Origin of the sequence: Myxococcus vastator, from assembly GCF_010894475.1 — a bacterium.
In the GTDB taxonomy this organism is placed as follows: Bacteria; Myxococcota; Myxococcia; order Myxococcales; family Myxococcaceae; genus Myxococcus; species Myxococcus vastator.
Window position 1 is genome coordinate 1 of the sequence record NZ_JAAIYB010000238.1, and the last position, 12,573, is coordinate 12,573.

Here is a 12,573-nt window from a genome sequence, read left to right on the forward strand (position 1 = left end):
GCCTGGGGCGCGGTGGTGGGCGTGGGCGTGGATGCGCTGACGCCGACGGTGGACATGCGGGCCCGTCTGGAGGCCCGCCTTCAGCGAGGAGGCTTTCGTCAGGGCGCCTTCGGCCCGGACTACGAGTTAGCGCGCTTCCAGGTGGCCGGTCCTGCCTCCGTGCCGCTGGCGGAGGCCTCCTTCCCCGAGGGAACTTCCGCCTACGGGGAGGTGATTCTCAGCTGGGACGCGGTGCGTCTGAGGGGCATGCACCAGCGACACCTCTTCCTCTCTCTGGGAGTGGAAGTCTTCTCCTGGGGACGGGTGGACGTGGACGGGCGGGTGGAGGCGCAACTCTTCCACCGGGACTTCAGCCTGGGCGTCGGTGGGCTGGCGACGGCCATGGGCCAGCCAGGGGCGCGCTACCTCGTCTCGGGGGAGGCCCGGTGGCGCCTTCTGGGCGGCAACCTCTACGCGCTGGGGCAGGGCGGCACGCTGCTGTTTCCCACGCCGGAGGGGACGCTGCGGCCGGGGGCCTTCGCGGCCGTGGGGCTGGGGGTGGACAATGCGCGCTGAGCGACTGCCGCGTGGCGTGGCGGGCCTGGTGCTGGCCCTGGCCCTCTTGACGTCGGGGTGTGCCTCGCTGCCCTCACGGGCGGGGCCGGGAGTCACCCTGGCTACCGTCTCGGGCGCGACGCCCCTGGTGGCCTCGGGGCGCGGTGCCGTCGCGAGTCTCCCCGAGGACGAGGCGCTCGAGGACTTCGACGCGGAGTCCTCGGACGGACCGCTGCTGCACCGCCGCCGGGCTACGCCGTCTCCCCCGAATCCCGGCGGAGGAGAAACGGCGCCCCTGCGCGTGGTGGGAGCCCTGGCGGGGGTGTGCGGGGACGTCCCCACGGGCTGGCCGCACCTGGACTCGGAGGAGGCAGTGCTGGCGCCCTTCCTCGAATGCACCACGCCAGCGGCCTTCCTGGCCTTGCAGCGCCAGGCGGACATGCCCCGGCTGGTGGAGGCCCTCTCGGACTGGAACGCCGTCCGGCTGGGCGCCCTGGGCCCCCTGGAGGCCGAAGCGGCCCGCGTCCTCCTCAAGAATCGCGCGGCCTTCCTCGCCACCGCCGCCCAGAAGCACGGCCCGGCCAAGGCGGAGGTCCTCGCCCTCTTCGTCCTGCACACCTCTCACGACGACGAGGTGCGGCAGCTCTTGCGCCTGCTGGCCGAGGACAAGCTGCTGACGCGCGCCCTGGGCGCCATGGAGGTGGTTCGCGAGGAGTTGAAGCAGCGAGGCATGGCCCTCGCTGACTTCCCGGAGCGGGACTTCCGCGGCGGCGACATCGCGCGCGGGCTGGGACGGGCCGTGGATGACGTCGCGGCCTCCATTCCTCTCGTCGGCGGAAGCCGGAGCATTGATGCGTCCGCGCTGCCCGCGCAGCTTCCACCGCCCTATCAGGAAGCGTACCGGGAGGTGGAGAGCGCCCAACTCCTGGGGGCCTTCGCGCCGGGCAACGTGGCCCTGGCCTCGTTCGACTCCCTCACCTTCGGTCTGCCGCTGGGCTTCTACCACCTGGTGGCGGGGACGGCGCAGGGCGGGGCCTCCCTCGCCAAGGGGGAGTACGAGGAGGCCACGCGGCAGTTGGCGCCCGCGGCCCTCATGGTGGGCTTGTACGCGGGAGGGAAGGGGGCGCGCGCGCTTCGTGAAGCGGGCGTCTCCCGGCTGGAGCGCGTTCGCCTCCAGGCGGCGGTGTCCCGCGTGGAGTCGCTGAGGGCGGTGCTGGAGAGGTTGGAAGCGCGAGTCGGAGAGCGCGGTGTGGGGGCGTTGGCTCGCTACCTCCAGCAGGACCGGGACGCAGCGATTCTGGTGGCGGAGTGGGGCGAGTCGGGCGCGCTGGCGTTGTACGAGGCGCGAGGCAACGTCGCGCAGGCACAGGCCACATTGGCCGTGCGGTACCGAGAGCCCCCGAGTGCCGCGTCCACCGGAGGGGCCTCCGGGAGAAAGGGCGGTACTCGGCCCTCCATGCCACCCGAGGCGGCTGGACTCCCTGCCGAGGTGGCGGAGGCGAAGTTCAAGCAGTTGGAGGCGGAGTTCCCGGGAGCGCGCCTGACGATGGACGTGGCGGAGCTGACGAAGCACCGCGAGGCTCTGCGGAGGGCCGCACCTGCCGAAGTCGCTGCGGAGCCCCTCTGGGCCGACTACGTGGCGTATTTGGAGACGCGGGCCACGGAAATCACGAAGGGGATTGCGGAGAAGGGTCCGCTGAAGTGGGCTGGCTACCAGCTCCTTCGTGACAGGTACGCCCGGGGCCTGGCCTTCGAGCGGAAGATGGTCGCCCTCCTGGAGGCGGACGCGGCCCTGCCGCGGGCGAAGCGGAAGTGGCTCAAGGACTTCGACCAGCCGCGCATTGAAACGCACGTGGGGGTGGCCAAGGCGGACCTGCGCTTCGCAGACGTGCTCGTCATAGAGGAGGGACCCGCTGCTGGCTCGCAGCCCCGTGTGGAGACGTTCAGCCTCAAGAGTCGGGACCTTTCATCGCTGAAGGAAAAGCCGCTCCAATCTCAGCTGGTTGAGGATGCTCGCGCGGCACTGCGATATTACGGGGAGACGCTGTCCATCCGCCGGCCAGAGCTTGTGCAGAAAACGCAGGTTCGAAGGGTTCGCGTCATCTATGAGGGCGGTAGGCTCAAGCCTCAAGATCTTGATGCACTCGAACGCTCAGTGATGAAAGCTGAGAGTGAGGTCGCTGGCGTGGAGGTACAGTTTCAATGAAGATCCTCGAGTTCCATGAGCTGCCAGTGGAGGACCGTCTGCGACTGCTCGTCGACGGCAATGTCGCCGAATGCGCAACGCTCGAAGCGCGGTTGGAGCCCATCCTAAATGCACTCGAGGCGCATGGGGGGGAGTGGATGCCGGATGTTATCGAAGGACGGCGGCGACGGAAGTACTCACGCACCGCAATCTCGAAGACGCTTGAGGAAGAGCGCACATCCGGAAGCGTGTCTATCGGGCTGTATCGGACCACTGCTCCAGCGTTGGACATGACACTGAGCCTCGGCAGCACAGCCTCGCCTGCTGAGCTGGGGATCTCAGCGACGCTCCAACCGCTTTCTTTCTTTTCGAGGAAGGAACGCTGCCGGGAGTTCATTGAAACTGTCCGAGCCTGGGCTCGTCACATCCCCGTCACATATGCCATGGCCCACGGCATGGCAGATCGGCAGCTCGCAGGAGCGCCCTATTTCGGTCGTGATGGAACGACTTCACGAAGAGATGGATTCGACAAGGTCTACGAGCTGTTCTGGCTGAACATCTTCGGCCCCCAGCTCGTGGAAAGCGTAGGCAGAGAACGGATGCTCTCGACGCCTGCGCACCTTGTGGAGGCGCTTCCCAATGGCTCCGTCCTCCTGGTGCTGCGGCCTTCCGCCGCCGACTTCGCCAGTGAGGAGGCTCGGGTGGCCCAGGCCCGAGCCCACGTGCACCTTCGGCCGGACCTCGACTTCGATACGGTGCTGCGCACGCTGAAAGAGCGCAGCGCCGCACTCGTCCCCGTCGAGCCGCGCTTTCACCCCGACGTGGCGCCTTTCCTTTCGCGGCTGCCGGACGAGTTCGCCATCAGCGAGCGGCAACGGAAGATCGCCGAGTTCAACGCCTTTCGGCCACCGGAGGTGGAGGAGTGGCTCCCGGTCGGCCTTCCCGCAGATGTAGAGAATCAAGAGCGCGTCCGCAGCGACTACGGCGACCTGGCTGAGAGCCTCGTGGCTGCGCTGCATACCAAGGTGCCCAGCATCTTCGATGCGACACCTGAGTCCCTCACGGACCTCGACTTCTACTTCTGGCGGGAGAACTTCCCGGAGCGGTATGAGCGAGCCCTCATCGACGAGCACACTGCTCCGGCGCTCGGGGCCTTCCTGGGCGGCGTGCTGGTGCGGCGGCTGGGGGGCACGTGGGTGCCGCGGCAGAAACTGGAGGAGTCCCAGGTGCGGGTGGGCAATCGCGTCTGGCTGCCCTTCCTCCGCGCCCGCCGGTACATGCAGTCCCGCCAATCGCTGCTAGACTACTCGCTCACGCAGTTTTTCCATGAGGCGGAGCGGTACCGGCCTTGAGCGGGTGCTGGTGCTTCTCGCGCGCCAAGTGGCGCTAGCTGGCGCGCGAGGAGTGGTGCGAACAGTGGGCAGAGAGGGGGCCGCGTATAGAGTCAGCCAGTCTGCGTCTTGACGTCGAGCCCGCTTGCAGGTGTTCTCGCAGCGGTCTACGTCGTGGAGATTGCCCCGGCGTGTCGCTCATTCGCTTTGATGTACCTGCGACGCTGTGTCCGAATTCTAGGTAAGCATAGGTAGCGCTGGCCGCTACGCCAGGACCGCCGTCAACTTCAGCATGTGCGGCTGCGACGCATCGGCTACTGCCTGCTCTGTCTGCGCCACCTCGGAGCATGCGCCCCGCCTGTAAATCTGTCCCGCATCTGTTCGAGCGGTGCTGGGAGTGTGCGCTGACGAACGCTACAGCGCCGCCGCCTTCCCATCTCCCTCAGGCCCGCCCGCGACGTCATTTAAGGCACGGGTCGGGAATCCGTACGACGAGTAATCAATGTAATTCGAGTCCCAGTCCAACAGCTTGAGGACTACACGCGAGAACAGCGTGCGGTACGCCATAATAGTATTACTGAGCGAATGGTACTTCGAGGCAGTGAATGAACCACCGTGTGCAGCCTTATTCCGTGATGCGATGGCGCGGAGTTCGACGTCTCCAACTGGGAGTTCAATCTCTTCGAAGAACCGCTCGAAGCGCTCGTTTACGCCGAAATTATTTGCGCCTTTCACTCGACGGAGAATGCGGTCCGCATTGTTGCGGTCTCCGAGCGCGGCCCCCAAGTCAGCAAGTGGTTTCTCGGAGAGGCTGGTCCATGTCTGGTCATCGAGATATTTTGCGTGTGACTTTGTCTTGGTTGAGCGGAACCATGCTGTCATCACACTCTCAAGCGCTGTAGCCAAGTTTGGCAACGCGGCCTCCATGGGGACCGACGACGAAAGCCACACGAGCCATAATGCATCAGATAGGCCAAACTCGGCAGCACGTGCGACGAACTTGGGAATCAATGTGGTCAGAGGCTCTGCCGAGATATCCGTCGGCGGCTTCGATGGACGGCGAACCTCCTTGTGCAAGTCGATAGACCACGCGTTGCGCAGGACGTGAAGTCGTTGCCTGGCTTGATCATCGAAGAGGGTGAGTCCGACAGGAATTAATCGGCGCCCGATGACGAACCCGATGGCTGAGAGATAGTGCTCGAAATCAGCGAGCTTTGGCTCCTCGCTTGGCGCTTCCCAGCCGAACTCGAGCACGGCGGGAAGGAGTTCCGCATCTATTGGAAGCTCCTGTGGGCCCTTGGAGAATGCGCACGGCTTAGCTCCGCAGAGCGGCGGGGGCAGCTCAATGGAGTCGAGGTCGAAGCCAGAGGCATCTAACTCGTGAACGCGGTCTGGAAAGCCCTGACGATGGCGCTCATAGCGAGTGACACGCTCGCGTTTCGTTCTCAGCGAGAACGGAAAGTCGCTGGGGGAGCCGTTGAGGCACCAGATGCTGCAGGTCCTTGTTGTGTTCAGTGCCTTGTCTAACGCTCCGAACACAATGGTCGCCTGCTGTGGCAGGAGTGTGCGGGTCGATTCGCCCGCCATATTCGATGTGGCGTGGCCCAGATACACGTCGCGAAGAGTAGCGGTGGTACCGGTGGGGGTCGTGCAAATCAGTTCGGATAGGGGCGTCACTAACTCACCTGCGCGGAACTGAGCAGGGTTGAGGATCGGAGCTCCTGGCGTGCGTTCGCCTTGTGCTCGGCCGAGCAGTTGCCCAGCGGGATCGCGAGACAACGAGACCTTCGTATATGTGCTGCCGTCGGGTGGCGCTTGGTCGAGAGGCGGAAGGTCGAACTTCCATTCGAGACCAAGAGAAAGAGGCTCCCACTCAACAGAAGGCAGAACGAGATCGTCGGCCATCAGGGACACTCCGCATGCGCCAAGGGTAACTGGGGCCGCCACAGTACTCGATACCTCGGACTCGTTCTAGCTACGTAACCGTCCGGCGAGCGACGTGCTGGGAGGCATTGCCAGGGTAGCAGTCATGGTGGACCCTCGTCGGAATGTCGAAGCCGGTTGAGATGTAGGAGTGGCTCCAGGCCGCCGAGGCGTTCGAGGCGAGCGGCCTGACGCAGAAGCAATTCTCCGCGCAGCACAGGCTGAGGCTGAGCACGCTGCAGTAGTGGGTGTACCGGCGCCGCCGCGAGCGCCCCCCAGAAGGCCCCCCTGCTGCCGGTGGAAGTATCAGCCGCAGCGCAGAAGACTCCCGTGCAGTTCGAGGTGGTGCTGGCCAGCGGAGCCATGTTGCGGTTCCCGGCGGGTGCCGACGTCGACTGTGTGGTCCGGCTCGTCACCGCGCTGGGGCGGTGAGCGCGTGTTCACGCTTCCTGCATCCGTGCGCGTGGTGCTGGCCACCGAGGTGGTGGACATGCGCAATTATGCCGAGTCCGGCGTTATGCGGAGCTGAGGGACACGCCGCGCCGATTACGGTCACTCCGTCCTCGCGTGTCGAGGCCATGAGGCCCTTGGCCAGGTCCGCATAATCGTGAGCCTCCTTTGCCACCCGCCACGTCGGCGGGCGCAAAGGAGACCTCATGATCAGCGACTACTTCGAAGCACCGTGGCGGCTCGCGCGGATGCGCGCCACCAGCGTCGGGCCGTACATCGACGGCTTCTCGATGGCGCTCACCGACGCGGGCTACTCGCCCTTCACAATTCGCGGCTACCTCCGCGCTGCCGACCACTTCGGACGATGGGCCGATCTCCGCGGTGTCATCATCACGTCCTGGGATGACGATGTTGGGGTGCGCTTCGGTCGTCATCTTCCGCGCTGCAAGTGCATCAAAGGTAACAAGGGCATTTTCAAGAATGCCGGAGTCGGCGTGCGCCTGCTGTTGGCCTACCTGCGCACGTGCGAAGTTCTCGCGCCAGCGAAACCGACACCGACCACGCCGAAGTTTGCGCCGCTCGCGGAGCGGTTCGCGGACTGGATGGTGCGGCATCGTGGGGTCGCGCCCAGCACCACTGCTCGCTACCAGCGCATGCTGCAGCCGTTCCTCGGCACACTCGGAGAAGACCCGAGCCAGTACAGCGTGACCGCCATCCGAGCCTACGTCATCGAGCAACTCAGCGACGTCGGTCGCGGCGAGACTCGTACTGCCGTGACGGCGATCCGCGCGTTCCTCCGGTTCCTCGTCGCCGAGGGCCGAGTGCACTCTGGCATCCCTCATTGCGTTCCGACGGTGCCGCAGTGGCGGCTCTCGTCGCTGCCGCGCTACCTCGAGGTGCCCGACGTCGAGCGCGTCGTGAAGAACTGTGACCTGACGACGGGCCATGGTCTGCGAGACCACGCCATCCTACTCCTGCTCGCGCGGCTGGGCCTTCGCGCTGGCGACATCGTCAGGATGACGGTGACCGACATCGATTGGCGAGGCGGCACCCTTCGCGTACACGGTAAGGGGCGGCGCGAGGTTCGACTGCCGCTCCCCCAAGACGTGGGCGACGCCGTGCTCGCGTACCTCGAGCGCGGACGGCCGAGGTCGAGCAGTGAGCGCCTGTTCCTCACGGTCAATGCGCCGACGCGTCCCTTCGCCTCCTCGGCCACGATTTCCGACATCGTGCGCGTCGCGCTCAATCGTGCGGGGATTCAGAATCCGCCAAGCCGGGGAGCGCACCTCCTTCGGCACTCTGCCGCGACGGCGATGCTCCGCGCCGGAGGCTCGCTTGACACCATCGCGACTGTCTTGCGCCATCGCTCGCCCGACACGACCGCGTACTACGCGAAGGTCGACGTCGAGATGCTCCGGGAGGTGGCCCAGCCGTGGCCCGGAGGTGCTGCATGCTGAGCACCATCGTCGAGTGCCACATCGCGCTGCACCACGCGACGGGCTACCTCTATCGCAAGCAGAGCATCCTTCTGCGCGACTACGCCCGCTTCGCCGAGGCCAAGGGCGAAGACGTCGTGCGCGCGACCACTGCGCTCGAGTGGGCTGGCAGAGGGCCTTCGGCGGGCACGCGCCACGGCCGACTCGAGGTTATCCGTCGCTTCGCGCGGCTGATGCACGCCGAGGAGTCTCGCCACGAGGTCCCTCCGGCTGGCGTCTTCGGCAAGCAGGCGCCGCGACGCACGCCGTACATCTACACGCCCCAGGAGATTCGCACACTGCTCAAGGCCGCGAGCGCACTGGGCCCCCGAGGTGCCCTGCGTCCGAAGATGTACGCCACGATGCTCGGCCTCATTGCTGCCACCGGGTTGCGCATCTCGGAGGCCATCGGACTGCGGCTCGACGACGTCACGACGGCGGGGCTCGTCATTCGGCAGACGAAGTTCCGCAAGAGCCGACTCGTGCCCTTGCATCCGACGACTCGTCGCGCCCTCGCCTCGTACCTCGCGGTCCGCGCCAGGTTCGCGGGCACCGACGATGCCGTGTTTCTCTCCGAGCGCGGAGCCGGGTTGCGGTACTCGACCGTCATCTCGACCTTCCTCGCGCTGGTTCGCAGCATCGGAATCCACCCTGGGGCTGGCCAGCGAGGTCCGCGCATCCACGACCTGCGCCACACCTTCGCGGTTCGCTCGCTCGAGCAGTGCGCGAGCAACGGCGAGGCCGTCGCCCGTCACATGCTGGCGCTCAGCACGTATCTCGGGCACGCGCATCTCTTCGACACCTATTGGTACCTGCAGGCGACACCACGACTGTTGGCCGACGTCGCGGCGCGGAGCGAGTCCCTGGCGCTGCGAGACGCCCGATGACACTGCTCGCCCCACACCTCACCGCGTTCCTCAGCGAGCGCCTACCTCATGAGCGTCATGCAAGCCCGCACACGTGCGATGCGTACGCGTACGCCTTCAAATTGTTGCTCACCTTCGCATCGAAGCGGCTTCGGACCCAGCCGTCCTTGCTGACGCTCGAGCGGCTCGACGTGCCGCTCGTGCTGGCCTTCCTCGACGAACTCGAGACAACGCGGGGCAACGGCGCACGCACGCGCAACGCGCGCCTCGCCGCCATCAAGTCCTTCGCCCGCTTCATCGAGTTCCGCGTGCCGTCGTGCGTTCAGCAAGCCCATGGATTGCTCGCCATCCCGTCGAAGAAGACCGACGAGAAGCTGGTTGGATTCCTTACCCGCGATGAGATGCAGGCGGTGCTTGATGCGCCCGACCCACGTGCACGCGATGGTGTGCGTGACCGTGCGATGCTGCACCTCGCTTTCGCCGCCGGACTTCGCGTCTCCGAGTTGGTCGGGCTGAAACTCGACGACGTCACCCTTCAACCGCAGGCCGCCATCCACGTGCGAGGCAAGGGGCGTCGAGAGCGGGTGTTGCCGCTGTGGAAGACGACGACGAAGGCGCTCCGCGCGTGGCTCGCGCTGCGCGGGAGCGCCACGTGCCCCGAGCTATTCCTGAATGCCCGGGGCGGTCCACTAACGCGAGACGGCTTCGAGCACATCCTGGCCAAGCACGTGAAGACCGCCACGGTGACGACGCCCTCGCTCGAGAAGAAGCGGGTGTCCCCGCACGTCCTTCGCCACAGTTGCGCGATGCACACGCTCGAGGCGACGCGCGACATCCGCAAGGTCGCCCTCTGGCTCGGGCACGCCACTGTCCAGACGACGGAGATCTACGTGCGCGCCGATCCGACCGCGAAGCTTGAGGCGATCGACGCGGTGCTTCCTCCCTCACTTCGACGGGGTCGGTTCCGAGCCCCAGACAAACTGCTCGCCTCGCTGCGGCCCTCGCGAAAGGGGGCATGATTATGCGGAGCCGCCGCGCCAGCCTCCTTCTCGGGCTGGCGCGCGGCATGCCCCTCAGCTCCGCATAACGCCGGACTCGGCATAATTGCGCTTATGCGGCGCACCGCATAAGCGCAAGTCCATCGACGGACTCATGGCGCTGGTGAAGTCCGCCTGGGGCGAGGACGTCTATTCCGGCCGCCTCTTCGCCTTCGTCTCCAGGCATGGGACGCGGGCGTCGTGGGCACCGCTGCACATCGAGTGCTGCGCCAGGAGTCCAGCACTCGCATTCTGACGCGCCTGGGACGTGGCTCGCAGTCCTGACGCCGCGCCATCCGCCGAAGAGTCCGCTGGGGTAGGCCCTCTCCTGCGCGACAAAGCAGTGGGAGGTCCTCACGTGTTTCGTCGACGACGAGCGACTGCCTTTGGACAACAACCGCTCGGAGGCGGCGCTGCGAAAGGCCGCGCTGGGTCGGAAGAATTTCCTCCTCGTCGGCCATGAGGCCTCGGGAGAGAACCTCGGGGGCTCTACGCGCTGGTGGCCACCTGCGAGGCCAACGGCGGCAAGCCCGAGGCCTACCTGGCCGACGTCCTGCTGCGCGTCCAGACGCATCCCAACTCGCGCATCGCGGAGCTGCTGCCTCACGAGTGGAAGCGGCAGCAGACTACGGACCCGCCCGACTCACGTCACCAGCTCCAGTCCTGAATGCCTCTCGGTCTCCGCGCCGCTCCGAGCACGGCCTCCGTCCGTCTTCAATCGCTCATGCCACGTCACTGGCCGGACGGTTACGCACCGGCAGCAGGCGCACGGGCGGCTCGGCCACGGCGCCCACCTGGCGCCGCCGGCGGTAGACCCACGACTGTAAGGTTCTCAGGCGCAGCCCCCGGCGCTCAGCGAAGTCACGCTGCGGCAGTCCGCTTGCCTCGAACTCCTCGGCGACCCGCAGCCACTCCGGCTTCTCGACTCTCTTCGGCATCCGCCCAGGGCTGACCGGAACTGCTCAGCTCGACAATGCCCCGCGGCACGGCGTCTGCCGGACAGATACGCCTTTACACGAGTTCAAGGTCGTTCGAATCCCACACCTGCGCAAGTTCCTCGGGGACGTGGCCATTGTTGATTCCCCCAGCTTCCCAGTGCGCCACCCTTTCCGTTTTTCCAAGCGCCAGTCCGACAACGTTGACAGCTGGGTTACCCTGCCTGATTGCGCGCGCAATTTCCCTTATTGTCGAGCCGCGAGTGATAAAGTCATCAAGCACCAACACCGTCCCCTCCAATCCTCGAACGGTGCATCTGTACACACCTTCCACCTCCGCATCTCGGCGAGCCGAATTGTACATTAAGTGCAATTGACGATGAGGCCGCTTGCGTAGGATTTCTGGACGCCAAGTCCAGCCCAGGGCCTTCGCAATGAACGAACCAAGAAGGTAGATCGGCGAAGCCACCGGCAGAACGCGGAACTTCGAAGGAATTGCGGCAGTTAGTATCACCGGACCAACAATGAATCTGATGTTTTTTAACGCCTGTGATAGAACCCTGCACGCACCTTGAATAGCACGCGGGTCGCCCGACTTGAATGCATTGAATCGCTCGGTCCACAAATCGTTCGGCCGATCGGTGATTCTGTATGCAATTACGAGCGCCTCCACGCTGTTTAGTGGATCCAAATGTCTGAGTAACATTAAACCACAGATATCCACCCAATCGGGGTTTTGTCGGGTTCGGTTGGGGCTGTTCATCTGCTAGCATCCTTCACGAGGCTCGACGCCAACCTTACTTGACTCGATCTGCCCAGTGGCGTAAATGCGCGGTGGGCCTTGTGGATACAGCTCATCAGGACTCCTGTGGGCGCGAGTCGTGCCCGACTTTGAGCAATTGCATCAACGATCCGCGAGGCCCATTCTCTTTTCCTGGCTTTTGGTAGCGTCTCTTGGCTGCAGTGCCCAGGCTTCGCGCCAGGAACGGGCAAGGACCCTGCGGGATGATGGTGTAAATGCGGGGTTTTGAGTGCGACGAGGGCCGCGGTGCCTGGAGCAAATCTGCCGGCAATGGGCGCGAGTTGACGGCTTGGTTCTTCGCGCTTCGGGCGGCTCGCGACGCCCTGAACGACACGACCTGAAAGCATGGCGGGGTTCCTAGCAATCTTCCGGGCAACAAGGAGGCGGATCTTGGCACACGCTTCGGTCGAGTGGTCTTCGAGCGGTCCCGTCCGATGGGTAGAGAGAGTTCCGAGGTGCAGGTGGTAGCCGCCGAACGATGCTCCGTCTCTGGATGCATCGGGCTCCCTTCAGGCCCGTCGAACATGCCGACCGGCGCTCTCTCGCTTGTCCCCTTAGAACGGTGCCTCATCATCTGGCCCCACTAGCGCGGAAAGATTGACCGAACTGTCGACCAGATTTCGGCTCTGGATTGCGGATAGCAGCGCCTTGAATCGTCTTGCGAGCTCAGGCTCGACTGAATGGATGAACGCAACAAGCCCCCACAGTCTGTTCATTTCGCGCACAGGGGTTCGCTTACTTTTAAGCCAGCGTAGATGATCCTCAAGCCCCCATTTCGCGATGTAGTGGAGTTCCTGACGAAGACGGCGTTTCATGGCGCGTGGAATGCGTGGGAAGTCGGCATCTGTTACACTAAGCCCTGTCACGAATTGAGGGCGGCCATGGCGTTGCACGCGGCACTGGCCGTTGCGCAATGCGAAGTGATGCCGCTCTAAGATCCGCTCAATGTGCCCTTGGGACGGCACGGTGTCGCCGGAGAATACGAGATCATCAGCGTAGCGAGTGTATGTGCACCCGTGAGCCTGCGCCAGCTGC

11 protein-coding genes and 1 pseudogene are annotated in these 12,573 nt (G+C 65.1%); 8 read left to right on the top strand and 4 right to left on the bottom strand.

Going from position 1 to position 12,573, the window contains the following annotated elements:
• From G4D87_RS22385 to G4D87_RS22395, 3 genes and pseudogenes are all read left to right on the top strand, one after another.
• A pseudogene (locus G4D87_RS22385) lies at positions 1–555 on the top strand (hypothetical protein); the annotation flags it as partial.
• Complete coding sequence (locus G4D87_RS22390; protein ID WP_163784186.1) at positions 545–2,740, top strand: hypothetical protein; 2,196 nt, start codon at positions 545–547, stop codon at positions 2,738–2,740. The pseudogene G4D87_RS22385 and the gene G4D87_RS22390, both read left to right, overlap by 11 nt.
• A complete protein-coding gene (locus G4D87_RS22395; RefSeq protein ID WP_163784188.1) occupies positions 2,737–4,071 on the top strand; it encodes a hypothetical protein in 1,335 nt (444 codons plus the stop codon). The genes G4D87_RS22390 and G4D87_RS22395 overlap by 4 nt, the downstream gene beginning before the upstream one ends.
• A 393-nt stretch (positions 4,072–4,464) precedes the next feature.
• On the opposite strand, the gene G4D87_RS22400 is transcribed toward G4D87_RS22395, so the two are convergent.
• On the bottom strand, positions 4,465–5,955 hold the full coding sequence (locus tag G4D87_RS22400; protein WP_163784190.1) for a hypothetical protein: 1,491 nt from the start codon (positions 5,953–5,955) through the stop codon (positions 4,465–4,467).
• 674 nt (positions 5,956–6,629) lie between these two features.
• Between G4D87_RS22400 and G4D87_RS38965 the strand changes: the two genes are divergently transcribed.
• The 5 genes from G4D87_RS38965 to G4D87_RS39540 all read left to right on the top strand — a co-directional run bounded on the left by G4D87_RS38965 (position 6,630) and on the right by G4D87_RS39540 (position 10,468).
• Positions 6,630–7,880, top strand: coding sequence for a site-specific integrase (locus G4D87_RS38965; RefSeq protein WP_205507684.1), 1,251 nt, complete (start codon positions 6,630–6,632; stop codon positions 7,878–7,880).
• Complete coding sequence (locus G4D87_RS22410) at positions 7,874–8,785, top strand: tyrosine-type recombinase/integrase (protein ID WP_163784192.1); 912 nt, start codon at positions 7,874–7,876, stop codon at positions 8,783–8,785. The genes G4D87_RS38965 and G4D87_RS22410 overlap by 7 nt, the downstream gene beginning before the upstream one ends.
• Positions 8,782–9,783 carry a tyrosine-type recombinase/integrase gene (locus G4D87_RS22415; RefSeq protein WP_163784194.1) on the top strand — a complete coding sequence of 334 codons (1,002 nt, stop codon included), beginning with the start codon at positions 8,782–8,784 and terminating at the stop codon, positions 9,781–9,783. The genes G4D87_RS22410 and G4D87_RS22415 overlap by 4 nt, the downstream gene beginning before the upstream one ends.
• A gap of 85 nt (positions 9,784–9,868) precedes the next feature.
• The gene (gene tnpB, locus G4D87_RS22420; protein WP_371928577.1) at positions 9,869–10,057 is read left to right on the top strand and encodes an IS66 family insertion sequence element accessory protein TnpB; all 189 of its coding nucleotides are present in this window, start codon (positions 9,869–9,871) and stop codon (positions 10,055–10,057) included.
• A gap of 243 nt (positions 10,058–10,300) precedes the next feature.
• Complete coding sequence (locus G4D87_RS39540) at positions 10,301–10,468, top strand: transposase domain-containing protein (protein WP_240358498.1); 168 nt, start codon at positions 10,301–10,303, stop codon at positions 10,466–10,468.
• A 55-nt stretch (positions 10,469–10,523) separates the two neighbouring features.
• On the opposite strand, the gene tnpA is transcribed toward G4D87_RS39540, so the two are convergent.
• The 3 genes from tnpA to G4D87_RS38985 form a co-directional block, all read right to left on the bottom strand.
• Positions 10,524–10,739 carry an IS66 family insertion sequence element accessory protein TnpA gene (gene tnpA / locus G4D87_RS38980; protein WP_205507685.1) on the bottom strand — a complete coding sequence of 72 codons (216 nt, stop codon included), beginning with the start codon at positions 10,737–10,739 and terminating at the stop codon, positions 10,524–10,526.
• A gap of 73 nt (positions 10,740–10,812) precedes the next feature.
• Complete coding sequence (locus G4D87_RS22435) at positions 10,813–11,499, bottom strand: hypothetical protein (protein ID WP_163784198.1); 687 nt, start codon at positions 11,497–11,499, stop codon at positions 10,813–10,815.
• A gap of 593 nt (positions 11,500–12,092) precedes the next feature.
• The coding region (locus G4D87_RS38985; protein WP_504112562.1) for an RNA-dependent RNA polymerase family protein at positions 12,093–12,573 on the bottom strand (481 nt) is incomplete at its 5' end.

What these genes read in the sequence shown, in the direction of transcription:
- G4D87_RS22390 (WP_163784186.1), top strand. Translation starts at nt 545, where the DNA reads ATGCGCGCTGAGCGACTGCCGCGTGGCGTGGCGGGCCTGGTGCTGGCC.
- G4D87_RS22395 (WP_163784188.1), top strand. Translation starts at nt 2,737, where the DNA reads ATGAAGATCCTCGAGTTCCATGAGCTGCCAGTGGAGGACCGTCTGCGA.
- G4D87_RS22400 (WP_163784190.1), bottom strand. Translation starts at nt 5,955, where the DNA reads ATGGCCGACGATCTCGTTCTGCCTTCTGTTGAGTGGGAGCCTCTTTCT.
- G4D87_RS38965 (WP_205507684.1), top strand. Translation starts at nt 6,630, where the DNA reads ATGATCAGCGACTACTTCGAAGCACCGTGGCGGCTCGCGCGGATGCGC.
- G4D87_RS22410 (WP_163784192.1), top strand. Translation starts at nt 7,874, where the DNA reads ATGCTGAGCACCATCGTCGAGTGCCACATCGCGCTGCACCACGCGACG.
- G4D87_RS22415 (WP_163784194.1), top strand. Translation starts at nt 8,782, where the DNA reads ATGACACTGCTCGCCCCACACCTCACCGCGTTCCTCAGCGAGCGCCTA.
- tnpA (WP_205507685.1), bottom strand. Translation starts at nt 10,739, where the DNA reads ATGCCGAAGAGAGTCGAGAAGCCGGAGTGGCTGCGGGTCGCCGAGGAG.
- G4D87_RS22435 (WP_163784198.1), bottom strand. Translation starts at nt 11,499, where the DNA reads ATGAACAGCCCCAACCGAACCCGACAAAACCCCGATTGGGTGGATATC.